Here is a 26,308-nt window from a genome sequence, read left to right on the forward strand (position 1 = left end):
TTTTATGAAACCATATGGTTGCAAATATATATGCAACTATTCGGTTTCGCAAATATTTTTTCAAATTAGTTGTGAAGCAGAAAGAGGTGTGGGGGAATAGGGAATAGGGAATAGAAAATAGGGAATGGGAGCCTGGGAATAGGGAATTGGTATTGGAGTTTGGAAATTAAATCAAATAATGAACATTAGGTATCAGGTGGAATTCTCCATTTCCTGTTTCCCATTTCCAATTCTTGTCTAACATTAAATTCCTCTAGCTCATAATCCTTAAATATTGCACAAAAGGACCGATATCCTCTTTGTAATGTTTAGCCATTACTCTTGAGATTTGTGCAATATGACTCAGATCATGGGCTGCCCAGCATGCCAGCACTTGCCTTAAGCTTACAGCACCAAGTGCGGGATGATTTCCGGTCCTTTTGAGGTCAGTTTCACTGATTCCAAGGCTTTTTAATTCTTCAAGATTGGCTTCTCTTAAGCTGGCAAATTCCAGAATTAAATCATTTATTGATTTTCCCTGACTGGTTTTGAACTGGGCAAAACGGTCAAAGACTTCGAAGCTTTTGTCTGCTTTGTCGGATAGAATAATTTTGGTTCTGATCATCCAGTCGGCTTTTTCACCCTGAATTAAATGGCCAATAACATCAAATGCAGACCATGTTTCAGGACCTTCATTACAACTGACCCATTCAGTGGGGAGGTTTTGAAGCATACTTGAGAGAATATTCGGCGTTCTTTCGAGTATAGCAATGGTTTTGGGTATAGAAAATGACATCTGTTAGCATATTTAATGGTTCAATTTTTCTGATTTTCAGTTCCGGTTCCTTTTTCAGGATCCTGTAAAAACTCTTCCGTGAAATGTTTCCGGTGTTTATCAAGCGAAAATTTGGCGGCATTAAAAGCTTTTGAATCTCCTTTAGCAATAGAAAGGGTACTCCAGTTCCCGGCACACATTTTACCAATAAATACAATCTGACCAATATGGTAGGGGTAATGAGCCATTTGCCTGTTAATGGCCTCCATTACAGAATGCCCCTGGTTACGGATGTAAATCGTTTTATCAAGATCCTCTTCTTTCAGGGATTTCAGACTGTCTAAAAATACATTCCAGCCTTCATCCCATTTTTTTAGTACTTCCTTCCTTGAGTTCATGTCGTTTTCAAATTCCGCATCTCTGTCACGCCATTCCTTTTCTCCATCAGTATTTAAAAAGTCGGTCCAGCGGCTCATTTGATTACCCCATAAATGCTTTACCAGCAAGGCGATACTGTTACTGTTTTCATTGTATTGCCAGAAAAAATTTTCATCACTGATTTGAGCAAAAGTTTTTTCTCCGAGTGATTTATAATACTCAAACTGCCTGATTACACTGTTTAAATAGCTTGTTTCCATTGTATGAGATTTTGTTGTTTTAAAGACTTAACCCTTTCATCAAATAACATATTATTAGGCAAGGGATAGTGAACAGACTTAAAGAAATCCATAAACTCCTCCGAATGCTGATGACTTCTCTTTGTCAGAAGATTATAATGAGCCTGTTTTGACCACATGACTGCCTTGATGATCTTTTTATCCTTATCCCACATCAATGCTTCAAGGAGCAGGGTCTTTTCATTGTATGATAGCAATCGGGTCTGTATGGTGACCGTTTCCATAATTTCTGCCGGAACGAGATAGGAAATATTATTCTGGGCAACCACCCAGGTCAGACCCGTTTCTTTTACCATTTTATGAATATCGATATCATAATATTTTAAAAGCTGATCTTCGCGTGCGTTTATGATGTAGTCAATATATTTTGAGTTGTTTAAATGATTGAAAGGGTCACAATCGGGAAAGCGGACCAGGGTCTGACTTTCGACTTCTTTTTCTAATGTTAATGTTTCCATTTGTCTGTATTTATTAAAATTATACGCTTGTATTTATATTGTTCTTTAAAATATACCGTTCGGTATATTATGGTTCAAAAAAAATTAAATTTTTAAGTTTTTGATCATGTTTTCGAGAAAATTCATGCTAAAATTCAATTCTGTTAATTGGCCTGTAAGCTTTGCCTGCATAACGGCCCCTTCAACCAGCGACATCAGAATGGCTGCAAATTCGGCTGCATTGGTACAGGGGTTAATTTCTTTAGTCTCTATCCCTTTTTTTATCATTAGCTCAACCGATGTTTGCCAAAGTTTAAGCGCTTTTACAGCTTTTTCTCTGAGCAGGGGATGGGTATCATCGGCTTCAGCAGAAGTATTTAGAAGCGGGCATCCGGCTTCAAGGAAGGGGAGAGTGAACAGGTTCCGGTAAGTTTCGGGATAAACCAATAGCTTATCGATACATCCTGTGCGGGCTATTGTCTTCTGTCTGATATATGCCACAACTTTCCCGAAATTATAATCAAATGCAGCCAGGGCAACTTCATCTTTGCTTTCAAAGTTGCCATAAATGCTCCCCCTTGAAAGTCCGGTCGCATTCATCAGATCATTGATTGAAGTCCCAGCATATCCCTTTAAATTGAATACAGGGGCAGTTTTCTCGACAATGTATTGTTTTGTACGATCGGCTTTTGATTCTGATTTATTCATACTGGATACAAATATAATAGAAAAAATACCGATTGGTATATTTTTTATTAGTATTCTAAAATGTAAACCGTCATTAAGAATTGGATTAACCTGGTCAGATAATGAACACGATATTCGGGATGTTCGGCAGTGCGTCCCATATATGCATATAATATGGGTTTCTAACCCGAATAATTTAGCTTAAGGGTGTTTAAAACAAATCCACTTTAGACCCCAAAAATTACATATTTGTTATCAGGGGTCTTTATTTTCTTGCGTATATCAGTAAAACTGCACCACTTTTCTTAAATAATTTACTTTCAATTAAGGCCAGTTCAAGTTTGCTGCTGATGTTATTGAATAGGGGAGTCCCTATTCCAATGGCTATAGGGTCAATCAAAAATTCATATTGGTCAATAAGTCCGGCATCTGTAAGTTGATTTATTATTGTCCCGCTGCCCAGTATTGTAATGTTTTTTCCGGAAGTATTTTTGAGTTCACGTATTTGTTCAATAGTATTGCCGCTTAAAATTGTTGTATTCTGCCAGTCTGCATCCCTAAGTGAATTACTAAGCACAATTTTTTCTGATTTATTCATCCTCTCTGCTACATTTGGGTAGCTGTCATAAGCCATCTTTGTTGGCCAGAAGCTCATCATCATTTCATAAGTTTTTCTTCCAAAAAGCAGGATGTTATCAGCTTTAAGCTGATCTTCTGAAAACTCATTACCTTCTTCTCCGTGTATATGCCAGCTTATGTCTTCATTCGGTCCCTTGAAGCGACCGTTAATAGTCAGGAACATGAAGGCTGTTATTTTTCTCATTTTAGATGTAAGTTGATGTCGTTTTACAATTTTGTTAATTTATCATGCTGTTTATTTCTAATCGTCTAAGCCTTTTCCGGCTAGTATACGCTGATAGTATTTTTCAATTCTATTTTTACGGGTTTCTGATTGTTTGGCTTGATTAAAGTAGAACAAATATCCTTTTTGCCGCCCCTGTGTTAGGGAATAGAAGGCTTGTTTCAAATCTTTATCACTTTTTAATACTTCCTGAAATTCATCAGGAACAGGATAATCAGAGGCCTTTTTCAATGCTACTTTCTTACCCGATGTTTCAATTTCAATAGCTTCGCTAATGTAGTTTATGATAATGGATTTCAGTTTTATGATTTGCTCAGCATTACTGAATCGTATTTGTCTGGCAGATTGCACATTCTCAGTTTGCTGAATTAAAATGCCTTTGCGGTCATTTAACAAAACCCCTTTATGAAACAATATTGCACAGTAATCTTTAAATCCATGGATGAGAACAATGTTCTTTCCTCCAAAAGTATAACATGGGTGCATCCATTTATAGTTTTCCTCAAGCGATTTATTCTGGCAGATAATTTCCCTTAATAATTGAAATTCTTCTTGCCATTTTTGAGCTTTTTCAAAAAAGTGATCCGCTTCTGTTTTCATAAGGTATGTTCAGCTTTTTACAATTTAATTTTTCTGTCCGCAGGTCTTAAATACCAGGATATAACGGTCGCAATTAATAATATTAATGATGGGATGGCTTCTGTAAAAGCTTGTCTGACTGCTAAATGAGAAATGAAAGCCCCCGACATTACAAAGAAGAATCCGGCATAAGCCCATTCTTTTAAAAGTGGATATTTTGGAATCAGAACAGCAATGACACCCAGGATTTTCCATGATCCTATTATACTTAAAAGATATAGTGGATATCCAAGATTACTTACTATTTCATTATATCCGCCTATTTGAAGCATTTGTTGGATTCCCCCCGCTAACATTCCAACCGAAAGGAATATTGTTACAGACCAGTAAATGATTTTGTTTCTTTTTGTCATATTATCTTATTTTAATTTGTTTACAATCTCCTGCAGCCTGTTATGAGCCATATTGATGCCTTGTGCAAAAGGCATTTGCACAAGCTGATTTCTGAACTCAATAGACTTGAATACAATTTGCATGGTGAGTTTACTGCTTTCTTCGGTCAGTTTTTCAAACTCCAGGTATTCAAGCTGCACCGGAAATGGTGTATTTTCCATTTCAAATGTTCGGGTAATTCTCTGATTAGGAATAAATTCATGGATTGTACCATTTGCCCTGAATACAACTATTCCATTATGGGATGTTTCAAAAGCGTAGGAACCGTGTTTCTTATTCTCCAGTTTTAAAATTTTTGTACCCATCCACTGTTCAAAAAGTTCGGGATCTTCATAAGCTTTAAATAGCAATTCCAAAGGCAAATCGAAAACTCTGCTTATTACGATTTCCTGCTTTTTGTCTTCAGCGATTACTTTTGTTTTTTGTTCCATGTCTTATGTGTTTTTGTGTTTTTTCATTACCTCTTCTAATTTATTAAATCTGTCGTCCCACATTTTGCGGAATGGTTCGATGAATTCAGCTATCTCTTTCATCCTTTGGGGATTGAGCTGGTAATAAATTTCTCTTCCATTTTGTGCTGGCTTTAACAATTCGCATTCTGTCAGGATTTGCAGATGTTTTGAAACCGTTGGCCGGGCCGTGTCAAAGTTCGCAGCGATTGCACCGGCTGTCATTGATTGGGATGTCAGTAATAAAAGTATTGCCCTTCGTGTCGGGTCTGCAATGGCTTGAAATACGTCTCGTCTTAAATTCATTATGTAGTTATTTGACTACAAATTTAAATGTAGTTATTTAACTACGCAAATTATTTTTTCAGATTTTTTGTCAGCTGGATCAGGAAAAAGATATAGTGTATAACCGAAATGGGAATAAAGGGGCTCACTGTATTTTATTCCTTGATTTTTTATTTAAACTATAAAGTTATTTTTGGAGGAGATAATATGCCGAACAACAGAATGATAAATTCATCGCGATACCAATAATTGAGATGGTATTGTGCCAATATTATCACTCATAACAAAAAAAAGCCCCGTTTCCGGAGCCTTCTTTAAATATTTTCATTTTAAATCTTACTTCAAGTCCTTAGACCAGGGCACTCCAGCCATCCCATTCAAATCCCATACAATTCTTCCTGCCCGGATAGTCATTTCAGCCTGAAACTTTTTAGTCCCTTCCAGCTTAAAGCCCGCTGCATCCAGAAAACCGAATTTGCCGTCCAGCACTTTGATTACTGCAATATCTGCAACAGAACCCTCACTCAGGTTCCCCAGATCAGGGCGTTTAATAGCAGTAGCCGCACCCCAGCTTGCGCGTTGAATGATGTCCTCAGTCTGCATACCCATGTTCAGATACTTCGACATCAGGTTCAGCATATCTTTCATGCCTGAATTGACGCTGTTATGGTGCATATCAGTTCCGAAAGTATCAGGTGCGAGTCCTTGCTTTACTGAAGGCACAGCCTGGTTAAACCAGAAACCAACACCACCATGACCCACATCAAATAGAATTCCTTTTTTACGGGCATCCAGCACAAAGGGGCGGACTTTCCCATTCTCATCTACCACCGGCATACGTTCAGAAACGTTTTCATAGGCGTGGGTAATGATATCACCGGCCTTCATATGGTTCAGCTGATCTTCGAGGGAAAACTCGGTGATATGGCATTCCACAAAAAGGGGACGATTATTGGCATGCGCCAGTGAAGCGGCAGCATCAAATGGCTTCCAGTCCTTACCTGAATAATGGCCAATCTTTACTCCGACAATATTATCAGAATACTTTTTTATAGTTTCATCTGCTTTTTCGATTTCAAGAGCCTTCATGTCTTCCTGTTCAGCGGCTGTACCCACCATGCCCGGTGCGAATGCATTCAGATAGGCAAGCACACGTGTTCGGGAACGGTCGATGATTTGTTCCTTAAACAGAGGGAAGGTCTTATAACCCGATGTCCCTGCGTCTACCACAGTAGTAATACCGGCGCGGAAGGTAAAATCATCCGGTTTTACGCTGGATGAGCCATGCCCGAAACCAGGATTCGGTCCGGTGAAAACATGGGTATGGATATCAATTAATCCCGGACTCACGTACATCCCGCTTACATCGACCACTTTTTTGGCACCGGCTTCGGGAATATTTGGTGCAACTCTCAGGATTTTGCCATTGCTGACAGCTACATCCATTTTTGCACTGATCTTGTTTTTGGCGTCAATTACATGCCCGCCTTTTAGTAAAATGTCTATTTCCTGCGCAATTACAAATTGGGCAGAAACAGACAGGCAGATCGCGAATAATCCGGATCTGCCTGCTTGTATGAACTTATTCATATTCATTATTATTTTGCTAATGGAGCACTCAGTGCGTTCAGATCCCAAACTACACGACCACTGCGTAAAGTTAATTCTGCTTCCAGTTTTTGTTTTCCTCTTAATGCCATTCCGCTTGCATCGATGTATCCAAAGTCGCCTTCACGGAGTCTGAATACCGCAATATCAGCATCGCTTCCTACACTCAGATTACCCAATTCGGTGCGTTGAATTACTTTAGCAGGATTCCAGGTTGATGCTGCAATCACATCAGCCAAAGGCATACCTAAAACCAAAAACTTAGATGCCAGATTAGCCATGTCTTTGAAACCGGCATTCATACTTCCGGTGTGCAGATCAGAACTTAAAACATCAGGCTGGAAACCTTGTTCCATCGCAGGAACTGCCTGACTCCAGTTGAAGCTCCCTCCACCATGACCTACGTCGAAAATCAAGCCTTTTTTGCGTGCTTCCCACACAAACGGCTTAACTTTTTTGGTTTTTACATCAACAATCGCCTGTTTATGCTCAAGCATTTTTCCATTTTTGTCATATTCCTGATCGTAACGGTAAGCATGGGTTAAAATATCACCCGGACGCAAATGTTTTAATAATAAATCTTCAAGAGGTAGGGGAGGAAGTGCTTTTCCAAAATCCACCATCACCGGAATACTGGCAATTCTGCCTGCTTCTACTGCTTTGTCTGTGGGTTCCCAGTCGTGACCGATATAATGAGCAAGTTTAATTCCAACAACAATATCCTTATTCTTTAGTGCCATGGTACCAGTGAGTTTTGCATCCATGTCAGTTTCATCCTGCTCATAACCCTCAACCCCACGCATTCCGCCTCCTACAATGTTCATGAATGAAAGTACACGGGTTTTAGAATGCTCAACAATGTTCTTTCTGAATAAATCAATGTTTTTCCATCCCGCACCACCGGCATCTACAACAGTAGTTACTCCCGCACGGAAAGTGAATCCATCCGGTGGAAGAGCATCCAGACTATTGCTTAAGTAATTAGTCTCGGTACCGTGAAATACGTGTCCGTGAATATCAAGTAGTCCCGGGGTTACATAAAGTCCGCTGACATTGACAGTTTTTTTAGCCGAGCTCGCCGGAATATCCGCTGCTACACGATAAACTTTACCGTCTTTAACAGCCACATCCATTTTGCCATTAATTTTGTTTTTGGCATCAATTACATGTCCGCCTTTTAACAGAAGGTCAATTTCCTGTGCTCTTACATTTGTTACTAAGAAGACAATTAATAATAAAAGCGAGAGGCTTTTTAGTGGTTTAAAATAAGTTCGCATTGATTTAATATGGTTTGGTCTTAGAATAAATTATCTTGTAATTGCTTGTGGAGAATCCCAGATAGGTCCGCTGACACCGTTCAGATCCCAAACGATTTTACCCGCACGGATGGTTAATTCTGCATCCATTTTCTGTGTTCCTTTCAGAACATTTCTTCTAACATCAGTAAATCCAAAATTACCTTTCTTTACGCTGAATACTGCAACATCTGCTTCAGAGCCTACGCTCAGATTACCAAGGTCTGGTCTGTTGATTACCCTTGCCGGACTTGCAGTAGATTTTTCAATTACTTCTTCTAAGGTAAGACCGATATTCAGGAATTTAGACATCACATTTGCCATATCTTTCATTCCACCATTCATACTGTCAGAGTGAAGGTCAGTGCTGATTACATCAGGCTTGAATCCCTGTTTGATTGCAGGAACTGCCTGGCGCCAGAAAAAAGCACCACCACCATGACCAACATCAAATAATATTCCTTTTTTCTGAGCTTCAAAAATAAAAGGCTTTACTATACCCTCATCATCTACTACAGTCTCACGATCTTTTGGTCCGTAAGCAAATGTATGTGTGAAGATATCACCGGGACGAAGATGCTCCAGGAACAAAGATTTTATCGAATTGGTAGGCTGATGTTCGCCGAAATCAACCATTACCGGTACTTTAGCTAATTTTCCTGCTTCAACAGCACGGTCAACCTGTGTGAAATCACCCCAGTAATGCGCAGCTTTGATACCAACGATAATCTTTGGAAACAGTTTAGTGATCATATAGGAAGTCATCTCAGGGTTGAAATCTGTTTTGTCCTGCTCTTCAAAACGTCCATACATTCCATTTCCGGTTATATTTAAAAGAGCAAGGATGCGGGTCTGCGAGCGGTCTATGTTCTGCTCTTTGAACAGGCGAAAGTTTCTCCATCCAGATGATCCTGCATCTACCACAGTAGTAACACCTGCTCTGAAAGTAAATGCATCTGCCGGAACTGCAGTTTGCCCATCGGCAATATATGATCCCAGGTCATTCCCCTGGAATACGTGAGCGTGCATATCAATGATGCCCGGGGTTACATATAGGCCAGATACATCAACAGTTTTTTTAGCTGAATTAGCCGGAATGTTTGCTGCTACTTTGACTATTTTCCCATCTGCGATTGCCACATCCATTTTGGCATTTATCTTGTTTTTTGGGTCAATTACCTGACCACCTTTCAATAAAAGATCAATTTCCTGAGCACTCAGTGCCATGCTGCTGAATACTAATAGAAAACTCAGAATGCTTAAGAGTGTAAATTTTGTTTTGCTGTTTCTCATTGTTTATTTAATGTTAATTATTCTCCAATATAAATCAAGATTTTTAAGGACAGGCATTCTCCCTGTAAATTTCTTGCAAATAATCAGAAAAGGTTCTCAAATTGCCATTTGTTGTAGATTTAATTCTATAACATGTTTATTACATTTAAATTCAGGTAATAAATTAATCGTGCACATCCTATTTCTATGAAATATTTTCTTTCTTTTTTTCTGCTTTCTGCGACAGTTTTGAAAGCTCAGACACCTGTTCCCGGCCTGGTAAATGGCCTGAATCAGCTTGATCTTTTTAATGTGAAAATGAAAAGCAATGTTGCCTGCTATCGTATCCCTGCTTTGGTGGTAGCAAACAATGGAGACCTGATTGCTGCAATAGATGAAAGGGGACCGTCATGTGCAGATCTGAAAGCAAATGATAACATTAATATTGTAATGCGAAAGAGCAGGGACCATGGTAAAACCTGGACGGATATCCGCACATTGGTGGATTATCCTTTGGGAAAATCAGCATCCGACCCTTCTTTTATAAACGACAGCAAAACAGGTACAATCTTCATGTTTTATAATTTTATGGACCTGAATAAGGAGAAGGATATTTATTATCTGCATTTCATTAAAAGTACGGATAATGGTGAGTCCTGGTCTGAACCGGAAGATATTAGCTATCAGATCAGTAAGCCGGAATGGCATGGCGATTTTAAATTTATTACTTCCGGGAAAGGCACTCAAACCGCTTCGGGTGTTTTATTACATACTTTGGTAAACTTGAAACACGGAGTGTTTGTTTTTGGATCCAGTGATCATGGGAAAACCTGGTTTTTGCGTGATACTCCTTTGAAGCCAGCCGACGAATCAAAAATTATTGAGTTGAGTGATGGCTCCTGGATGGTCAATTCCCGGGTGAATTCACCGGGTATGCGATACGTCCATATTTCAAAGGATCAGGGAAAAAGCTGGACGAGCAAACCTGAGTTTGCTTTGACGGACCCGGCTTGTAATGCTGCAATTATTCGTTACAATAGTAAAAACATCAATTGTCTGTTATTTGTGAATGCAGACAGCAAAGATTCCCGTAAAAACCTGAGCATTAAAATCAGTTATGATGAAGGAAAAACGTGGAGCAAAGGAAAGACTATTTATGCGGGTTCTGCAGCATACTCTGATCTTGTTGTGATGAAGAATGGAGAAATCGGAATGCTATTCGAGAAGAATGAATACAGTGAGAATGTGTTTCTGAGTTTCCCCTTCAATTGGATAAGCAATTAATGGAAATTGCAAGTCATTCGCCTGATTATGTGGGATTTCAAATATTTGGTGATGATTTCTAATCAGGGGATGCTGAAATTTCAATAGTATTTACATTTCACATCAAAACAGGCAGAAGGCAACAAAAATATCACATTCGGAACTCTTGTTTAATTCTTTCTTTTTTAATTAACTTTAGCTTTGAATCAAACTAATACTTATGGCAATTTACAAACTTCAGGTTAACGGAAAGACCCTGCAGGCTGATGTCGAGGCCGATACCCCATTATTATGGGTATTGCGTGATCATTTGGGCCTGGTAGGAACCAAATATGGTTGCGGCATTGCACAATGCGGATCATGTACAGTCCATGTGAATGGCTCTGCAACACGTTCTTGTGTTTACCCTGTGTCGGCAGTGGGTACTTCACAGGTTATTACAATTGAAGGATTGTCCGAAAAAGGTGATCATCCTTTACAACAGGCATGGGATGAGATTGATGTGGCTCAGTGCGGATATTGCCAGGCTGGTCAGATCATGACCGCGGCTGCGCTTTTGAAGCAAAACCCTAAACCCAGCATGGATGAAATTGAAGTTACAATGAATGGTAATATCTGCCGTTGCGGTGCGTATCACCGTATTCGGGAAGCAGTGAAATTGGCCAGCTCTAAAATTTGATCATCATGACAGGTAAAACAACAAACAGCAGGCGCGATTTTTTAAAAATGACCGCAATAACAGGGGGTGGCCTTGTACTTGGATTTAATTGGTTCAGTGCCGAAGCCAGTGTTCCCGTAGTTATTTCTAATTCAGCAATGGCTGCCGGAAATATAGGTTTTAATAGTTATTTGTCAATCGCTACCGATGGTGTCGTGACTATTATGTCCCCAAACCCTGAGTTAGGACAAAATATTATCACATCTTTTCCAATGGTTGTGGCTGAAGAGCTCGAAGCCGACTGGAAAAAAGTGAAAGTACTTCAGGCAAATCTCGATAATAAGTTTGACCGTCAACTTACCGGGGGTAGCGGCGCAGTTCCGCATTCATGGAAATTACTTCGTAATGCGGGTGCAACAGCCAAATTCATGCTGATTGAAGCTGCGGCTAAAGTATGGTCTGTTCCTGCTTCTGAATGTACCGCAGCCAATAGCTTTGTGACACATAGCAAAACCGGCAAGAAATTAAGTTACGGTGAACTTGCTGAAGCTGCATCTAAAATCCCCGTGCCTTCCAGCGTGAAGTTGAAAGACCGTAAGGACTTCAAACTGATCGGGAAATCAGTCAGGAATGTTGAGAACCGTAAAATAGTCACAGGCCAGCCTTTATTTGGTTTAGACTTCTACCGTGAAGGGATGGTTTATGCAATGATCCAGCGTCCTGAGCAGTTTGGTATGAAGCTGAAATCGTTTGATGGTTCTATCGCTAAATCAATGCCTGGAATTATCGATGTGGTTTCTTTTAAGAACAATGTGGCCGTTGTAGGTAAATCTACCTGGCAGGTTCTTAAGGCAAGAAAAATGCTGAAGATCGAGTATGAAAAAGAATTCGATCTGGAAAGTACAGAAGATCATGATAAATTATTTCTGAACTTAATGGATAACGGGCAGGCGACTGTCAGACGTAAGGACGGGGATGTTGATACAGCTTTTAAAAATGCAGCCAAAGTAATAAAAGGCGAGTATCAGTGTCCGTTTATTTCCCATAGTCCGATGGAGCCCATGAACTTTTTCGCTCATGTTCGTCCGGATGGGGTTGAACTTGTTGGCCCGACACAAACTCCGGCCAGGGCACGTGCAGAAGTCTCCCAATTATTAAAAGTGCCGGAGGATAAAATTACATTGCAGCTTACACGTTTAGGCGGAGGTTTCGGAAGAAGATTAAAAAATGATTTTGCTACTGAAGCTGCTGAATTGTCAAGTATAATCAAGGCTCCTGTAAAATTGATCTGGACCAAAGAAGACGATATGACCGCCGGTACCTATCGTCCTGCATGCCGCTATCGTTTTGAGGCTGCATTGGATGCATCGGGTAACCTTACAGGATATAAATTGAGGGGTGTTGGTATCAATTCAGGTAATCCAACAAGGGAGCATAATTTCCCTTCAGGTGCCGTAGATAATTTGTTAATTGATTCAGTTGAGCATAAATCGCCAATCACAACTGGTGCATGGCGTGCTCCTATCACTAATTTTCTTGCCTTTGCAGAGCAGGCCTTTATTGATGAAGTAGCTCAGGCAGCAGGTAAAGATCCTGTTCAGTTCAGGCTTGATCTTCTTGCAAAAGCTAAGAAATCACCGGTTGGTGACATTCGATATGATATCAGCAGAATGGAAGGTGTGATTAAAATGGCGGCCGAAAAATCTGGTTGGGGTAAGAAGAAGGATGTATCGCAGGGTTTCAGTGTTTATTTCTCCCATGCTTCTTATGTTGCCCAGGTTGCTGATGTGATTATGCGTAACGGATTGCCGGTGGTTAAAAAGATCTATGCGGTTTCTGATTGCGGTCAGGTTGTTAGTATGAATGGGGCCAGTCATCAGGTAATGGGTGGTATCGTCGACGGATTGGGACATGCAATGTACAGTAAGTTAAGTTTCAGAGATGGTGCGGCCGATCAGAACAATTATAATACTTACCGCCTGATTAAAATGAAGGAGGTTCCTGAAATTGAGACACATTTTGTGGATAACGGAATTGATCCTACCGGTTTGGGTGAGCCTGCTCTTCCACCAACAGGTGGTGCCGTTGCAAATGCAATCTTCAAGGCTACCGGTAAACGTTTGAGAAATCAGCCTTTTATTGAGGAAGATGTCTTTAAAACAGTTTCTTAAAATTTATAATTTTTAGAAAAGCCGGCTGATCAATCAGCCGGCTTTTTTTATGCTTAATCCACAGGAATGTCAATTTATTTTTTAGGTTTCCTGAAGATTTTTGCAATTGTTATTTTGATCTGAAAAAATATAAATTGACTTGAATTATGAAGTGTCCAAATTGTCAGACAACATTACTGATTGCAGATAAAAAAGGAGTAGAGATTGATTATTGTCCTGATTGCCGTGGTATCTGGCTTGACCGTGGTGAACTGGAAAAGATCCTTGAACGTTCAGCAGAACATTATTCAAACAGAAGTAATTACGACTCCGATTATAAAAAGTACCAGTATGATCAGGATGATGATTACCATAAAAGCCATCCTCAGCGGAAGAAAAAATCCTTTTTGGATGATATTTTTGATTTTTGATCCGGTATATTATTCACGTTAAATTATCAAGCCTTTTACCTTCAAAAGTATTAAGGCTTTTCTTTTGTTCTTCATTTTCGGAGGATATAGCAGAACCTGTTTTTAAAAGCATACCTTTGCAAAATTATTTTCCGGAAGGCCAGTCACCATGCACCTGTTATCTTTCGCAATTATTTAAACTTAAATTATGAGAAAGATCGTTGATTACAGAAAGATTTTAGGAGTTGACAAAAATGCTGAATTGCAGGAGTTGAAGACGGTTTACCGTACTTTAATGAAGAACTGGCATCCTGATAAATTTACTGAATCTGCAGAAAGCAAGCTTGAAGCGGAAGAAAAAAGTAAAAGCATAATAGAAGCCTATCATTTCCTGGTAAGCATTGCACCTGAGACCCGTTTGCAAACGCTTGATGATTATAATCTGACCACTTCCAGTGTTGGTATTGCAGATTTTGAATATCAGGGACAGGTTTTAACCGTAAAATTTGGCGATGGGAATGAATATGAATATTTCGATGTTCCCCGTGCTGTTTACATTAAACTGATCAATGCCGATTCTCCAGGCAGATTTGCGCGCAGACATATTTATAATAATTATGTCTATAGAAGCACCAGCAAGCGTGTAGCTATGGCCTGATAATCCTGCCATTTGGGTTTCCCTCGATTACCGAAATTGATTTTTTAGCATAACATTAATCATTAAACTCATCGGATGACTCCAAGTTACTAGTGTCCGGGGAAAGTTTTTATTAAGGTTTAGCCCGGCAGCAGAATTGAAACTCTAGCCATATTTAGGAAAGAGGGTATTTTATTAATGATTGTTTATTTTAATCTCGGGTATAGGCGTATCGCTCAATAGGGCCCGCCTTTAGGCGGGTTGTAATCGGCGTGATTCAATTCGGGCTTCAGCCCCACATATAGCAGGTTAGAAAATAACGTAAACCGGTGCTTCAGCGCCGACAACATTTAATCGGGCTGAAGCCCGATGCGGGTGTTCCGGTATAAACGGATTGTTTTGGGCTGAAGCCTGGAATATCCCCCTTGTTTACCCCGCTTAAAAGCGGGGCTTGCTTTTTGAGATCAGGAAATAAAATCGTTCACGATACTTTTTAAAAGGATATTTTAAACTTTTTATTTTTACCGGACAACAATGACTCCAAGTCATCCGATGAGTTTTGGATCTGAGCTGAATGTGCAGGTTAACTTAACTGAAAAGAAAACTTCAAAGTGCTATTTGAAGAACGCGGTTCTTGTAATCAGATCATGGTGAAGGAGATCGTTCTTCAAAACCTTAATTTCCACCATCTCTGCTATTAAAATTGGGGAGGCAAAATTTGCCGGGTCTAAGCTACCAGCCAGGCAAGCTTCACCAGGATAAAATAGTATAAAAATCAGGTTTTTTTTTGTAAATTTAATTCAAGCCTTCAGTAGTTCAGAACTCCGGGACTGTTTTCCGATTTAAGGCTAAAATAAGGCCGTCAGAAATAAGATTTCAATTCTGACAACATTGTGTTCAATCAAAGTGCAAAATCTCAACAGAATTCTTTATTCAGGCCTTAAATTGAAACAATGCGTTTCCAGCGTGTTTCTTCGGGAAAACTTACATTTTGTTCATGTAATCTACCTTAAAACGCATTTTTTCTTCTTTTTGTTCGGGAAAATGTTCAATTCCTTCGAGTTCGCTTCGAGTCCGCTTCGACTGCTGTTCGACTGGCCTTCGAGTCTGCTCCCGGACAGAATCGGGACAGATTCCGGACAGGTTCGGGACAGGTTCGGGAGCTGTTTGAGAAGGCTTCGGCGGCAGGCGAACAGCTCCCGAAGAACTCCGGGAGACTTCACGAATCAGGTAGGACTCTGTCTCCTTTCTGTCATCCTGCAGGGTGGCAGGAGAGGCAAAAAGCACCCCGAAATTTTCGTTTTAGTTAAATTAACATTAGTTCGAATTGAGCATTATAGTTTTAATCAGCTATGAGCTATCGGCTTGGAGCTATTGAGAAGAACCGAACGTTGAAATTTTACCTGCTCGGGTTTCCATTCCCCATTCCCCCATTTCCCATTCCCTATTCCCCATTTCCTATTCCCTATTTCCCATTCCCCTCTTAAACTAACGATTTATTATTTTTGATCGTATATAGTATTGTTTATCAATAATATTCATAAATTAATACTATGAAAGTCAACAGATTAGGAAAAGGATTTATCCTTTTGAGCCTACTGGCTCTGATCAGCATTAGCGCCTTTGGGCAAAAAAACAAATTGGAGAAACAGGAGCAAATCAAAAAACTTCTTGAAAGCAGGGTTTTTGTTTTTAGTCCGCAATCGGCTACTCCAAGTTCCGGGGGCATGATCCAGTTAACTTCTGAGTTTTTTCTCAAGATCAGTCAGGATACACTTGAGAGTAATCTGCCCTATTATGGAGTAGCCAACCAGGCAAGGTTTGGAGAAACTGATAGTCCATTGGAATTTACTTCTTACGATTTTGATTATGAAATGAAGACTATGAAGAATGGCAGTTATGATATCACAATCCGTATTAACGATCCAAGTGATCCTGATCAGCTCAATTTTTCTATTTCTACTTCTGGTTATGCCACTTTGCGGGTAACCAGTAATATGCGGCAACCCATATCATTTTATGGAGATATCGATGCTCCCCGGCCTCCCCGAAAGAGTAACAGATGATTACAGAGTCAATTTTCCGGGAGCTTGCACTTTCTTTTCCAGAATCAACGGAAGCACCTCATTTTGAAAAGACATCGTTTAGGGTTAAGAATAAAATATTTGCGACACTTGATTTGAAAAATAATTTGGCCTGTATCAGATTAACCCCCATAGATCAGGATGTTTTATCAGCTTTTGATAAGCAGATTATTTATCCCGTTGCCAATAAATGGGGAAAGCAAGGCTGGACACTAATTGAACTAAACAAAGTCAGAAATGATTTATTAAAGGATATCCTAACCTGCGGTTATTGTACTGTTGCCCCGCGGAAGCTTGCTGAACAGGTCGGGCAATCCGGAAATCAGTAAACAAGAAAGGCCTGCAAAGCAGGCCTTTCTTGTTTAGATGAGTAGTTATTAAATGTAAGAAGTCGCAACACTAACAATTTTCCATCCTTTACCTGTATTAGACATGTTCAGGTAATTAATTCTGGAAAATCCTTCATATTTCATAGTTACCTTAACAATGCTTTGAGTAGGGGTTGATTCAACAATGCTGAACTCAGTAGTACAGTTTTGCTCAACATCTTTTAGGTTTTTCAGTGAATTAAGAATCTGATTTCTGTCATGATTAACGATCTGCTGTCCACGTGTCGAAGTGAATTTTACGTCTTTGTCCATCACTTCACTCAAGCCACTGATCTTACCATGTGCAACTGCATCGATATATGCTTTAAGAGCATAATTGATGTTTAATTTTTCACTTTTGGTATCATCTGATGCAAATGCACTTGTTGATAATACTACTAATAATGCTGCGGCGATAGTTTTTAAAGTTTTCATAATACTTGTTTTTTAGTTTTAATTTTTTTGTTTAGGTGTGTGTTAATATTTTTTTTGTTTGTTTTCTTGATCAAATGTATAACGGATCTCAAAGCCGGCATATAGCAATTAGGCAGATGCTGGTAAGTTCTCGGTAAACGGCGGTAAATGGTAGGTGAATGGTTGGAAGTGAATTTTTACCGAGGAAGCTAGAAGCTCAAAGCCCAAAGCTCAAAGCAGAATGTAAATCGATTGATAGAGTTAAAAGGTAATATTATGCCTGCTGCTACGCCTTAACAGGCAACAGGTAACAGGCAACAACCAGTTAACACCCATGTCCTTCCCCGTCAAGCATATTCCGGGCATGGAATACTCCTGGAAGAATGGCCTCCAGGGATTCTCTTGCTCCATTTGTGCTTCCGGGAAGGGTGACGATTAATGTTTTACCAATTGATCCGGCCACCGATCGGCTCATCATCGCAAGAGGAGTACGCATTTGTCCGAAACTGCGGATTGCTTCAGTAATGCCGTCTGCATCTCTTTCCAGAATCTCTTTTACTGCACTAACCGTGTTATCCCTTGGACCAAGTCCGGTGCCTCCGGTAGTAAATATAAACTGTATATCTTCTTTTACCCAATCCAGAATTTGTTTTTGTATTGCATCCTTATCGTCGGGGAGTACTTTGTAATGCCATACTTTGGCATTTGAAGTTTCGAGCATGTTGCAAATAAGTTTTCCGCTTTTATCTTCACGCTCACCACTCGCCGTTGAATCAGAACAAACCAAAACGGCGCATACAGCTGAGCTTTCTGTGTACCGGCTTCGGTCACTTTTCCCGCCTTTCTTTTCCAGAAGCTTAATATGCCCTATCTCAAGAGTAGTATCAACAGGTTTCAGCATATCGTAAATTTCCAGTGCCGCAACTGAAACAGCCGTTAGTGTTTCCATTTCAATCCCGGTACGACCTATGGATTTGGCCTCACCCTGGATCACTATTCCAGTCCGGTTAAGAATGTCATCATTAAATAAATCGGAGTGCAACTTTCTTCCAAGGAATTCAAAAGTAAAATCCATGCCATCAATAGTTACCGGGTGACAATGGGGTAGGAGCTGTGGAGTAAGCTTGGCCCCTAAAAAGCCGGCTGCACGAGCCACATCAAACAGATTACCTTTGGGAAGCTTATTTGAATTAATCAGATCAATACTTTTTTCTGAACAAAATATGATCCCCACTGCCCTGGCAGTACGGAGTGTGATCTGTTTATGACTGATGTCGCGCATTTTTTGGTTGTTAGTTAGTTGTTGGTTGTTAGTAATTTACCGTTGTTTAGAAATGTATTACTAATAGTTAAAATCCTTGAGCACAAATTTAATATGAACCAGGATTTAGTCTTGGTTCCTGGTTCTTGATTCTATTGTCTGTTGTCTGTAATTTATTCTAAAATATTAAATGACTTAGTAATAGTTAAAATCCTTAAGAACAAATTTCAACTGAACCAGGATTCAATCAGTTGTCAGTTGTCAGTTGTCAGTTGTCGGTTGTATGTACTTTATCCTACATTATTAAATGACGTAGTAATAGTCATTATCCTTGAGTCCAAATTTCAAATGAACGCGGACTAAGTCTTGGTTCCTGGTTCTTGGCTCTTTGATCCTTGATCCTACTTATACGACATCATAAAATCCCATACTCTCTCAAAAGAATTATAATCCATGTTCAGGCCCTTAACCAATGGCTTCCCCGGTGCCCGGAGGGTTGGATGGGTATGAGCGCCGCCAATGATTTTATATAGGATCACATCATTTTTGCCTTTATAATGCTGAATTTCAACGGTAGAGTTATCACCAGGCTCAACATCAGGCAAATGTGTGATTTTTGCTTTTTTCTTAGTTCCATTCCTGGCTACCCAATAGGCTACATTTTCATCCCCTGATAATATTACCGGGGTACGGGTCACCTTAATTGTACCACCATTCCATTTAATGACAGAATCTGCAGTTCCGCTTGTAATGATGATAGGTATTGGTTTGGCTTTTGCAAACTCTTTGGCTACCCCAGGACTTATTGTCGAGACAAAAGGAGCAATTGCCCTGATCTTCTCAGGAATATCACAGCTTAATCGATAAGTCATCATTCCCCCGTTCGAACTGCCTGAGAAATAAACCCGTTTTGGGTCTCCTTTGAAATCCCTGATGAAGAGGTCTATTAATGAGCTTAAATAGCCCACATCATCGATCTTGTCGGTTAGGGGATAGGTTCCACCCAGTTTATCATTCCAGTGTTTTGAGGTCGCATCAGGATAAACAACTATTGCCTTATCGCGCTCTGCCCGTGCATGGTATTGAGGTCCCAAAACATTAACACCAATCTGTGCACTGGCACCCATCCCGTGAAGGAAAAATACTACAGGTACTTTCTTATAGTTCTCAATCCCGGATGGGATATAATACATGTATTTTCGCTGCTGGCCATCATAACTCATTGAATCGGTATGCAGACCCTGTTCTGATGGCGATTGGCCAAAACTAAACTGGCTGAAGAACAAGCTTATAAAAAGGTAAATAGATTTCATTTTCATAATACAAAAAATCGACAAAGGCTTGGATAATCAAGTATCAGGAAAATTTATGAAAATTTCTTTGTTTAACTGATAGAAATCAACTTTTATCTGTTTTAACTTTCCAAAAAATGTGTATTTTGTTCTGCGAATGATTGTGTGTCTGATTAATTCCCGGAATCGAAATTTAATCTAAAAGACCCCCATCCAACAAATAAATTCAAAAACATAATAAACAGATGAAAATCGGTCTTTTTATACCCTGTTATGTTAACCAGTTATATCCAAATGCTGCGATAGCCACACTTGAGTTACTTCAGAAATTAGGTGCTGATGTTAGCTATCCGTCTAAACAGACCTGTTGTGGTCAGCCAATGGCAAATTCGGGTTATGAACACCTTACTCAATCCTGTAATGATCTTTTTGTAGAAAATTTTTCAGGATTTGATTATATCGTTGCACCATCTGCGAGTTGTGTACTCCATGTCAAAGATCATTTGCATTCACATGCTGATGAAGCTGCGGCAACAGAGATTCGGGGAAAGATCTATGAACTGGTAGAGTTTCTGACAGATGTTTTAAAGATTGAGAAACTGGAAGCCCATTTTCCGCATAAAGTTGGGATTCATCAAAGTTGTCATGGATTAAGAGGTCTTCATCTGGCGCAGATGTCTGAGCTGGTTGCACCTGATTTTTCCAAGCCACGTCATTTGCTGAACATGGTTTCCGGCCTGGAGTTAACTGATCTTGATAGAGTGGATGAGTGTTGTGGCTTTGGAGGCCTTTTCTGTATTGCAGAGGAAGCTGTATCTGTTAAGATGGGTAAAGACCGTATTACAGATCATACAAAACATGGAGCTGAATACATTACTTCACCGGATCTTTCCTGTCTGATGCACATGGAAGGAATCCTGCAGCGAAATAAAAGCAAGGTTAAGATTATACATATAGCAGAAATATTAAACAGTTCATCCATAAAGGCATGAAGAGTACTTTAGATCACGCAGCATTAGCAGAAGAATTTAATAAAGATGAAGAACGTGTCGACTGGCATGATGGTGCACTATGGTGGATCAGACAAAAGCGTGACCGTTCTGCTCATCAAACCCCTCAGTGGGAGGAATTACGGGAAGCTGCGTCAGCAATTAAATCTAATGTGATTTCGAATCTTCATGATTATTTGATTCAGTTTGAGGAGAATCTGAAGAAAAATGGTGTTAAGGTTTACTGGGCATCAGATGCAGAGGAGCACAATCAGATTGTTTATTCTATCCTGAAAGCAAAAGAGATCAAACAAATGGTTAAAAGTAAGTCTATGCTTACTGAAGAATGTCATTTGAATGAATTTTTGGAAGAACGGGGTATTGAGGTAATCAATTCTGATCTTGGGGAATACATACAGCAGATTGATAATGAGCCACCTAGCCATATTGTATTGCCATGTATTCACAAGCGTAAGGAAGAGATTGGGGAGCTGTTTCATGAGCATCTTGGTACTGAGAAAGGCCTGTCAGATCCTACTTTACTTACCCGTGTGGCACGTAAGCACCTTCGCAATGTATTCCTTACCCGTCGGGCAGCACTCACCGGTGTGAACTTTGCCGTTGCTGAAACCGGGGAATATGTGGTTTGTACGAATGAAGGAAATGCCGATATGGGCGCTCATCTTTCCGAAGTACAGATCGCATCCATGGGGCTTGAGAAGATCATTCCTGAGCGGAAGCATCTCGGGGTATTCCTAAGATTACTGGCCCGCAGTGCAATAGGGCAACCTATAACCATTTATTCCAGTCACTATAAAAAGCCTCGTCCGGGGCAGGAGATGCACCTGATTCTTGTTGATAAGGGCAGAAGCAATTTATTGGCCCGTCCTGATTTCAGGGAGTCACTGAAATGTATTAAATGCGGAGGCTGTATGAATACTTGTCCGGTTTACCGCAAGAGTGGTGGTTTAAGCTATCATAATACAATTTCCGGGCCTATCGGGGCAATTCTGGCGCCAAATCTGGATATGAAACAGCATGCAGATTTACCTTTTGCTTCAACGCTCTGCGGATCCTGTTCCAATGTATGCCCAGTTAAAATTCCGATACATGATCAGCTTTATAAATGGCGCCAGGAGATTGTAAAACAGGGATATTCTGCAAACCGTAAAACTTTTAGTATGAAAGCGATGGCATTGACACTTTCTTCTCCCGAAATCTACAAGACAGCCGGAAAAACAGGACGCTGGTTACTTAATAATGCACCATTTGCTATCAACAATAAGTTTAATCCATGGTATAAGCAGCGCGATATGCCGGATAGCTCACAGCAATCCTTTGGAGAATGGTATGCTAAGAATGGATCCAAGAAATGATTAATAAGAATTTTGAATGAGCACTAGAGAAAATATACTGGCAGCTGTAAAAAAGAATCAGCCACCGCTTTCTGCACTTCCGGATATTTCGGTTTTTAAGGTGCATGAAGAAGATGTAGTGAAAAAGTACAGTGAAATGTTTGCGGGCATTGGGGGCTTGCTTGTTTCGGCGGGAAGTCTTGAGAGTGTAAAGGAACTGATCCGAAAGGATTTTGATCAAAGCAAACGAATCCTGAGTAATCTTCCGGCTTTAAGTGATGTAGCCGAGATATCTGACCCTGATGCAGATCCTCATACACTTGAGGATGTTGAATTAGCCATTATAGAAGCCCGCCTTGCCGTAGCAGAAAATGGAGCGGTTTGGCTTACAGAGGATGTTATGGGGCACCGCGTTTTACCATACATTGCCCAGCATCTTGCTGTGATTGTTAGGGAGGACAGCATTGTTTCAACCATGCATGATGCTTACGTAAAAATAGCTTCAGAAGATTATGGATTTGGAGGTTTTATCGGTGGACCTTCTAAAACAGCCGATATTGAGCAGGCTTTGGTGCTTGGTGCTCATGGTCCATTAAGTATGACCGTTTATCTGATTAAATAATTTACCTGAATACAAATGAAGAACGATTCAATCATCATTCGTGATAATTTAAGAGAACAGTACAGAGATATTTATACTGATGAAGTTTTGCTGGCATTAAACACGATGGCGCATTTCAATAAATCAGTGAAACATTTGATGAATGAACGGATCAAACGCCGTAATGATCGTCATAAAAACAGTAAAAGAATTGAATTTTACGATCCTGAAATTCTGATCCCGGGTTCCTCAATAAAAGTAAAAGATGCCCGGGAAGGCAGGTTCGAAGGCTCAGTAATTCCGCCTGATCTTCAGCGGCAATGGATTCAGGGAACAGGTCCGGCAGCGAAGCCAAACGCAAGTCTCGAAAGCAGCATCAGGAATGCAGCTTATGCCCTTTTATCCGGTGCTGATGGCTGGATGTTTGATGGGGAAGATGCCTTAGGACAGATCGCCAGCATGTCACTGGATAATCAGCGAAATCTCAAGCTTGCCATTTCCAAGGATCCGGTTTTCTTAAAAGTGGCCGAGCAGGTTGCCGCTGAGATGAACAGATGGTCGGAAGGATTTCTGGGGCAGGAAATTGTAAAGGACTGGAAAAGCCAGCTTGATTTTACTACCAAGATATTCCGCTGCCGCGGACTTCATTTAGACGACAGGCATATTCGTGATGCCGACGGTGTGGCTCTGGCTGCTTCAATCGCCGATCTTTGTCTTTATGTTGTGAATAATTACAGACAATTGCGTAAAACAGGTTCCTCTATTGTGTTGTATTTACCTAAAATACAGACTGCCGGAGAGGCTGCTTTATGGAATAACATGTTAAGCGCACTGGAAGATCATTTGGGTCTTGAGAACGGAACAATTAAAGTATATCTTCTGGTAGAGCAGCTTGAAGCTACCTATCAGCTGATGGAGATCAGAGCGGTTCTGGGTAAGCATTTCGTAGGTTATAATACCGGTCGCTGGGATTATATAAACAGCGTTTCTGATGCAATGGCATGGGATAAAAGCTTTATAAATCCGAATATTGAATCGGTGACCATGACTTATGGTTATATGCGGAATTATGAAGACCGCGTACGCAGGGCAGTTAATACGCCGGATATCAATGGAAACTGCGCAATCTGGCAGGGAGGTATGGAACCCAATATCCCGGTTGGATCGGCAGAAGGTGTTGCCGCCAGTATGAAAAAAGCTTTGGCTGGTGCAGAGAGGGAGCAGCGCGAAGGTGCGAGTGGAAAATGGGTTGCCCATTGGAAAATGGTCAATATTGTTAGGCCTGTATGGGAAAAGATCGGAGAAGCAAATCAGGTTGGACGTAAATTCCCTGCACTGACATACACTCAGCAGGATGCCGACGGATTAATCTTACTCGAGCCGGCACCAATTACAATCAGGGGAGCCAGAAATTTGCTGAGTGTAGCTATTCAGTATGGAAATGCATTTGCACAGGGTATGCAGGCAGCTGCACTGAAGGCGGCAGATGATTTCGGGAATGATGATATCCTTTATTTGATGGAGGATATGGCAACCGGGGAAATCAGATTAAGCATTGTTTGGGAATGGGTACACAAAGGAGCGGTGTTTACAGAGGATGATCCTGGTACAGGAGTCAAAACTGGTGATATATTCACAAAAGAGCTGCTCAGAAGGCTGATGGATGAGGAGTATGAGAAATTGCTAAAAGCGAATAATAAAGATGTGTATGATGCTTCAAAAACAACAACCCTGCCTATCGCAAGAGAGATTGCAGAGATCTATGTATTCAATGAATTTAAGATTCCATGGTTTATTGACCTGCTCAACATCAACCTGAATAATGAGAATCTGCAGGAAGCCAGGAAAAGAATATCCGATTACATTCAGGCTTTTAAAAACGAAGGCAAACGTATCACTGAAAATCCTGATTTTAAAGTTTAAGTTTTATTATATGAAGAGTCCCTTGCTGATTATTGGTTTTTGTGTTGTACATCTGACAGTTTTTGCTCAGTTATCAGCAAGAGATATTCTTAAACAGAAGACTGAAAAGGATCTGCAAATGATCATGGCGACATCGCCATCATTAACGGGTATGATGGCTGTTGATCTGAGCAGCGGAGAATCTATAAGTATCAATGAGAATGTCGTTTTTACTCAGGCAAGTGCAATTAAGATTCCAATCCTGATGGAGGTTTACAAACAGGCACATGAAAAGAAGTTTGCTCTAACTGACATAAGACCATTGTTGCCTTCAAATACAGTTGCCGGTTCAGGGATTCTGAATGTTATGGTTGATCCGGTTAATCTGAGTATTAGAAATTTATGTGTACTGATGATCGGACTGAGTGATAATTCAGCGACCAATACCCTGATTGAACTGGTTGGTATGAAAAATGTAACTAATACAATGCAATCCCTTGGCTTTTCGAATACCAGATTGCAGCGTAAGATGATTGATCAGCCTGCTTCTCTTAGAAATGAAGAGAATATTTCCACTCCTGCGGAAGCTGTCAGGATCATGAAGTTATTGTATGAAGGTAAATTCATAGATAAATCGACTTCTGATGAGATACTTTCTATCCTCATGAATAATCCGATTGCGAATAGTAAAATTGCTGATGGACTTCCCGCCAATGTAAAGATTGCATTCAAACCCGGTGGAATGGGAGGGGTGTCTACTGAATGGGCTATTGTCTATTTGTCCAAAAGACCTTATGCACTAGCCATCATGGAAAATTATAAAACTTCAGCTACGCCATCAAATATTATCAGCGCACTTTCCAAAAGGGTGTTTGATTATTTCTCGATGATGAAAGCGACGAAATACGGAGTTTTAATTGAGACCCGATAGCTATCGGGTTGACAGTTGACAGTTGACAGTTGACAGTTGACAGTTGACAGTTGACAGTTGACAGTTGACAGTTGACAGTTGGATATTAAAGTTAAGACTTGTTATAGACAATGAAGAATAAATTATAATTGTCAATTATCAATTATCAACTGTCAATTATTTCGAGCCTCCTCCAAACTTATTTAACCTCATTATGAAAGAGAGCATAAAGTATCTGCCAAGCCTGTTGATCTGACGGTCTATAATGATATTGTCAAAAACATCCCTGGAAATACCGGTATTCTCATTTAGCAGGTCATTACCTTCAAAACGTATGGTTCCGCTATTTCCCTTAAGAAAACGGTATTCTGTATACAATCTAAGAATAGTTGGGTTTCTTACAATTCCGTTGTCAAAACCTGAGTTGACAGTTTTTCTAAGATCATAACCTAAGGTAAGATCTTTGAAAAAGTAGTTTCTTCCCCGAAGCTGAAAACTCAGACTATTGGTTTGGCGATCCGTAAAATTTGCCTGAGAATACTGAGTTTTATTAATGGCATATGAAGTTTCAAGTTCTACATCAACAACATCTTTGATATCCACTTCAAATTCGATTTCCTGTCTTACCATAAAGTTTTTGGCAATATTCTTATTCA

At 40.1% G+C, this 26,308-nt stretch carries 27 protein-coding genes and 1 pseudogene; 12 read left to right on the forward strand and 16 right to left on the reverse strand.

Annotation, left to right across the window (positions count from 1 at the left end; genetic code table 11):
• Positions 1 to 253: 253 nt before the first annotated feature.
• The 12 genes from VGE44_RS02920 to VGE44_RS02975 form a co-directional block, all read right to left on the reverse strand.
• Complete coding sequence (locus VGE44_RS02920) at positions 254 to 775, reverse strand: DinB family protein (protein ID WP_331076259.1); 522 nt, start codon at positions 773 to 775, stop codon at positions 254 to 256.
• A gap of 20 nt (positions 776 to 795) precedes the next feature.
• Positions 796 to 1,392: a DUF1572 family protein gene (locus tag VGE44_RS02925; RefSeq protein ID WP_331076260.1), complete on the reverse strand. Its 597-nt coding sequence runs from the start codon at positions 1,390 to 1,392 to the stop codon at positions 796 to 798.
• On the reverse strand, positions 1,374 to 1,889 hold the full coding sequence (locus VGE44_RS02930) for an acyl-CoA thioesterase (RefSeq protein WP_331076261.1): 516 nt from the start codon (positions 1,887 to 1,889) through the stop codon (positions 1,374 to 1,376). The genes VGE44_RS02925 and VGE44_RS02930 overlap by 19 nt, the downstream gene beginning before the upstream one ends.
• A gap of 84 nt (positions 1,890 to 1,973) precedes the next feature.
• Positions 1,974 to 2,576 (reverse strand): TetR/AcrR family transcriptional regulator, encoded by a 603-nt coding sequence (locus tag VGE44_RS02935; protein WP_331076262.1) that lies wholly within the window; start codon positions 2,574 to 2,576, stop codon positions 1,974 to 1,976.
• A 244-nt stretch (positions 2,577 to 2,820) separates the two neighbouring features.
• Positions 2,821 to 3,378, reverse strand: a complete 558-nt coding sequence (locus VGE44_RS02940; protein WP_331076263.1) for a dihydrofolate reductase family protein — start codon at positions 3,376 to 3,378, stop codon at positions 2,821 to 2,823.
• Between the two features lie 57 nt (positions 3,379 to 3,435).
• Positions 3,436 to 4,017 carry a YdeI/OmpD-associated family protein gene (locus VGE44_RS02945; RefSeq protein ID WP_331076264.1) on the reverse strand — a complete coding sequence of 194 codons (582 nt, stop codon included), beginning with the start codon at positions 4,015 to 4,017 and terminating at the stop codon, positions 3,436 to 3,438.
• A 17-nt stretch (positions 4,018 to 4,034) separates the two neighbouring features.
• Positions 4,035 to 4,409, reverse strand: a complete 375-nt coding sequence (locus tag VGE44_RS02950) for a DoxX family protein (protein ID WP_331076265.1) — start codon at positions 4,407 to 4,409, stop codon at positions 4,035 to 4,037.
• Positions 4,410 to 4,415: 6 nt separating this feature from the next.
• Positions 4,416 to 4,880: an SRPBCC family protein gene (locus VGE44_RS02955; protein WP_331076266.1), complete on the reverse strand. Its 465-nt coding sequence runs from the start codon at positions 4,878 to 4,880 to the stop codon at positions 4,416 to 4,418.
• Positions 4,881 to 4,883: 3 nt separating this feature from the next.
• A complete protein-coding gene (locus VGE44_RS02960) occupies positions 4,884 to 5,204 on the reverse strand; it encodes a metalloregulator ArsR/SmtB family transcription factor (RefSeq protein WP_331076267.1) in 321 nt (106 codons plus the stop codon).
• A 315-nt stretch (positions 5,205 to 5,519) separates the two neighbouring features.
• Entirely contained in the window at positions 5,520 to 6,773 is a 1,254-nt protein-coding gene (locus tag VGE44_RS02965) for an amidohydrolase/deacetylase family metallohydrolase (RefSeq protein WP_331076268.1), read from the reverse strand.
• 8 nt (positions 6,774 to 6,781) lie between these two features.
• Entirely contained in the window at positions 6,782 to 8,068 is a 1,287-nt protein-coding gene (locus tag VGE44_RS02970) for an amidohydrolase/deacetylase family metallohydrolase (RefSeq protein WP_331076269.1), read from the reverse strand.
• 30 nt (positions 8,069 to 8,098) lie between these two features.
• Complete coding sequence (locus VGE44_RS02975) at positions 8,099 to 9,379, reverse strand: amidohydrolase/deacetylase family metallohydrolase (protein ID WP_331076270.1); 1,281 nt, start codon at positions 9,377 to 9,379, stop codon at positions 8,099 to 8,101.
• Positions 9,380 to 9,565: 186 nt separating this feature from the next.
• Here VGE44_RS02975 and VGE44_RS02980 point away from each other — a divergent pair, with 186 nt between their 5' ends.
• The 7 genes from VGE44_RS02980 (at position 9,566) to VGE44_RS03010 (ending at position 16,889) form a co-directional block, all read left to right on the forward strand.
• Positions 9,566 to 10,642 carry a sialidase family protein gene (locus VGE44_RS02980; protein WP_331076271.1) on the forward strand — a complete coding sequence of 359 codons (1,077 nt, stop codon included), beginning with the start codon at positions 9,566 to 9,568 and terminating at the stop codon, positions 10,640 to 10,642.
• Positions 10,643 to 10,847: 205 nt separating this feature from the next.
• Entirely contained in the window at positions 10,848 to 11,300 is a 453-nt protein-coding gene (locus VGE44_RS02985; RefSeq protein ID WP_349256854.1) for a (2Fe-2S)-binding protein, read from the forward strand.
• A 5-nt stretch (positions 11,301 to 11,305) separates the two neighbouring features.
• The gene (locus VGE44_RS02990) at positions 11,306 to 13,450 is read left to right on the forward strand and encodes a xanthine dehydrogenase family protein molybdopterin-binding subunit (protein WP_331076273.1); all 2,145 of its coding nucleotides are present in this window, start codon (positions 11,306 to 11,308) and stop codon (positions 13,448 to 13,450) included.
• Positions 13,451 to 13,596: 146 nt separating this feature from the next.
• On the forward strand, positions 13,597 to 13,860 hold the full coding sequence (locus tag VGE44_RS02995) for a zf-TFIIB domain-containing protein (RefSeq protein ID WP_331076274.1): 264 nt from the start codon (positions 13,597 to 13,599) through the stop codon (positions 13,858 to 13,860).
• Positions 13,861 to 14,047: 187 nt separating this feature from the next.
• A complete protein-coding gene (locus VGE44_RS03000; RefSeq protein WP_331076275.1) occupies positions 14,048 to 14,497 on the forward strand; it encodes a KTSC domain-containing protein in 450 nt (149 codons plus the stop codon).
• A 1,532-nt stretch (positions 14,498 to 16,029) separates the two neighbouring features.
• Complete coding sequence (locus VGE44_RS03005; RefSeq protein WP_331076276.1) at positions 16,030 to 16,542, forward strand: DUF4251 domain-containing protein; 513 nt, start codon at positions 16,030 to 16,032, stop codon at positions 16,540 to 16,542.
• On the forward strand, positions 16,539 to 16,889 hold the full coding sequence (locus VGE44_RS03010) for an MmcQ/YjbR family DNA-binding protein (protein ID WP_331076277.1): 351 nt from the start codon (positions 16,539 to 16,541) through the stop codon (positions 16,887 to 16,889). The genes VGE44_RS03005 and VGE44_RS03010 overlap by 4 nt, the downstream gene beginning before the upstream one ends.
• A 48-nt stretch (positions 16,890 to 16,937) precedes the next feature.
• Here VGE44_RS03010 and VGE44_RS03015 read toward each other — a convergent pair whose 3' ends face one another.
• The 3 genes from VGE44_RS03015 to VGE44_RS03025 all read right to left on the reverse strand — a co-directional run bounded on the left by VGE44_RS03015 (position 16,938) and on the right by VGE44_RS03025 (position 19,916).
• Positions 16,938 to 17,363, reverse strand: a complete 426-nt coding sequence (locus VGE44_RS03015) for a nuclear transport factor 2 family protein (protein WP_331076278.1) — start codon at positions 17,361 to 17,363, stop codon at positions 16,938 to 16,940.
• A 304-nt stretch (positions 17,364 to 17,667) separates the two neighbouring features.
• The gene (moaCB, locus tag VGE44_RS03020; RefSeq protein WP_331076279.1) at positions 17,668 to 18,624 is read right to left on the reverse strand and encodes a bifunctional molybdenum cofactor biosynthesis protein MoaC/MoaB; all 957 of its coding nucleotides are present in this window, start codon (positions 18,622 to 18,624) and stop codon (positions 17,668 to 17,670) included.
• 380 nt (positions 18,625 to 19,004) lie between these two features.
• Positions 19,005 to 19,916: a PHB depolymerase family esterase gene (locus VGE44_RS03025; RefSeq protein ID WP_331076280.1), complete on the reverse strand. Its 912-nt coding sequence runs from the start codon at positions 19,914 to 19,916 to the stop codon at positions 19,005 to 19,007.
• 224 nt (positions 19,917 to 20,140) lie between these two features.
• Between VGE44_RS03025 and VGE44_RS03030 the strand changes: the two genes are divergently transcribed.
• From VGE44_RS03030 to VGE44_RS03050, 5 genes are read left to right on the forward strand one after another with little or no spacing between them, the layout of a single operon-like run.
• Entirely contained in the window at positions 20,141 to 20,887 is a 747-nt protein-coding gene (locus VGE44_RS03030; RefSeq protein WP_331076281.1) for a (Fe-S)-binding protein, read from the forward strand.
• Complete coding sequence (locus VGE44_RS03035) at positions 20,884 to 22,260, forward strand: lactate utilization protein B (protein WP_331076282.1); 1,377 nt, start codon at positions 20,884 to 20,886, stop codon at positions 22,258 to 22,260. Before VGE44_RS03030 ends, VGE44_RS03035 begins: the two co-directional genes overlap by 4 nt.
• Before the next feature lie 16 nt (positions 22,261 to 22,276).
• A complete protein-coding gene (locus tag VGE44_RS03040) occupies positions 22,277 to 22,861 on the forward strand; it encodes a LutC/YkgG family protein (protein WP_331076283.1) in 585 nt (194 codons plus the stop codon).
• 15 nt (positions 22,862 to 22,876) lie between these two features.
• Positions 22,877 to 24,763, forward strand: a complete 1,887-nt coding sequence (locus VGE44_RS03045; RefSeq protein ID WP_331076284.1) for a hypothetical protein — start codon at positions 22,877 to 22,879, stop codon at positions 24,761 to 24,763.
• A 10-nt stretch (positions 24,764 to 24,773) separates the two neighbouring features.
• Positions 24,774 to 25,673 carry a serine hydrolase gene (locus VGE44_RS03050; protein ID WP_331076285.1) on the forward strand — a complete coding sequence of 300 codons (900 nt, stop codon included), beginning with the start codon at positions 24,774 to 24,776 and terminating at the stop codon, positions 25,671 to 25,673.
• A 156-nt stretch (positions 25,674 to 25,829) separates the two neighbouring features.
• Here VGE44_RS03050 and VGE44_RS03055 read toward each other — a convergent pair.
• A pseudogene (locus VGE44_RS03055) lies at positions 25,830 to 26,308 on the reverse strand (hypothetical protein); the annotation flags it as partial.

Source organism: Daejeonella sp., from assembly GCF_036405355.1.
Taxonomy (GTDB): Bacteria; Bacteroidota; Bacteroidia; order Sphingobacteriales; family Sphingobacteriaceae; genus Daejeonella.